Source organism: Aquirufa salirivi, assembly GCF_045310485.1.
GTDB classification, from domain to species: domain Bacteria; phylum Bacteroidota; class Bacteroidia; order Cytophagales; family Spirosomataceae; genus Aquirufa; species Aquirufa salirivi.
Genome location: NZ_JBEWZH010000018.1, coordinates 1 through 1,908, shown reverse-complemented (window position 1 = coordinate 1,908; position 1,908 = coordinate 1). Strand labels below are relative to the sequence as shown.

The following is a 1,908-nucleotide window of genomic DNA, read 5'->3' as shown; positions in this document are numbered from 1 at the left end:
CAACAAGCTCTAGCATTACGATGAATGCTGGTGCAGCGACTAAATTAGTAGTCACAGGAACAGGAACACAAACAGCAGGTGGAAGTCAAACCCTTACGGTTACAGCAAAAGATGCAAATGGTAATACAGCCACGACCTATACCGGAGCTAAAAGCATTACTTTCTCAGGCGCATTAGCTTCACCTAGTCCGGCCACTACACCAACGGTAGCAGGAACCAACTTTGGAACAGCCACTAGCATGACATTCACAGCAGGTGTAGCAACAGGATCCATGATCTTGTACAAAGCAGAAGCTGCTGCGGTGAATGCCACAGATGGAACCATCAATTCCAATACAGGAGGTACGTTGAATGTGACGGTGAGTCCAGCTACGATAAATAAGTTTGGACTTAATTTGGCAGTTGCTCAAACCAATGGTTTGAATTGGACAGGTGTCAACACAGTAGCTGCTCAAGATTCCTATGGTAATACGGTAACAAGTTATGATGCTAGTTCAAATGCGGTAACAGTCACCAATTCTTTAGGAGGGGTTGTTAGCGGATTGGGATCAGGAGGAAATAATGTATTGAATCAGGCAGGTGATTTTGTCAGTGGTATCGCTGATTTAACCAGTTTAGGTATAAGGTACACAGGGGTTACTGGTACAGGTACTTATACATTTACTTCTACGACAGGTGGTGTTACAGGCAGTGATGTGGTATTAATAAGTGCTGGTGCAGCCACTAGGTTAGTTGTGACGGGTAATAGTACGCAAACAGCAGGTGGTTCACAAGTAATTACCATTACTGCCAAAGATGCGAGTGGGAACACTGACCTTACTTATTCAGGAAGTAAATCACTTACATTTTCAGGAGCTAGCAGCTCCATTAATCCAGTTACCGTACCAACGGTAGCAGGTACAAATTTTGGTTCATCAACGAGTCTTACATTTACGAATGGTGTTGCAACTGCCAGTATGATTGTTTATCATGCTGAAAGTGCATTGGTATCTGTCACAGATGGAAGTATTTCCGCAGCAGGAGCCGATCGTTTATCGTTAACAGTAGGCGAGTCGTCCTTTACTAAATTGGCGGTAAGCTTAACAAGTCCTCAAACCAATGGTTCAGGATTTACAGGAACCAATACCTTGACAGCGCAAGATGCTTATGGTAACGCCGTTACCAATTTTAATGCAGCAACGAATAATGTCACGGTTACTTCTTCATTGACTGGTGCAGTTACGGGTTTTTCTGGTGGAAATGTGATGAATTCCATTGGTAGTTTTGTAAATGGTGTATCAAACTTAACTGGGGCATTGATATTCTCTGGAACGACAGGTTCAGGAACATTTACCTTTACACCCGCATCAGGAACAGCAGCAACAAGTTCTAGCATTACGATGAATGCTGGAGCAGCGACTAAATTAGTAGTCACAGGAACAGGAACACAAACAGCAGGAGGATCACAGACGGTCACAGTAACTGCCAAAGATGCGAGTGGCAATACAGCCACGACCTATACCGGAGCTAAAAGCATTACTTTCTCAGGCGCATTAGCTTCACCTAGTCCGGCCACTACACCAACGGTAGCGGGTACCAACTTTGGAACAGCCACTAGCATGACATTCACAGCAGGTGTAGCTACAGGATCCATGATCTTGTACAAAGCAGAAGCTGCTGCGGTGAATGCCACAGATGGAACGATCAATTCGAATACGGGTGGAACATTAGCTGTAACAGTTTCAGAATCAAGTATGACGAAGTTGGCTGTAAGCTTAACAAGTCCACAGATTAATGGCACAGCCTTTACAGGAACGAATACCTTGACCGCACAAGATGCTTATGGTAATACAGTAACAGGATTTAGTGCAGCAGGAAATAACATAACAGTAAGTACCACATTAACAGGAGCTATTTCAGGCTTATCAG

1 protein-coding gene is annotated in these 1,908 nt (G+C 44.0%); it reads left to right on the top strand.

Going from position 1 to position 1,908, the window contains the following annotated elements; genetic code table 11:
• Positions 1–1,908 (top strand): beta strand repeat-containing protein (locus U0R11_RS13475; RefSeq protein ID WP_406752339.1); only part of this gene is annotated, 1,908 nt, incomplete at both ends.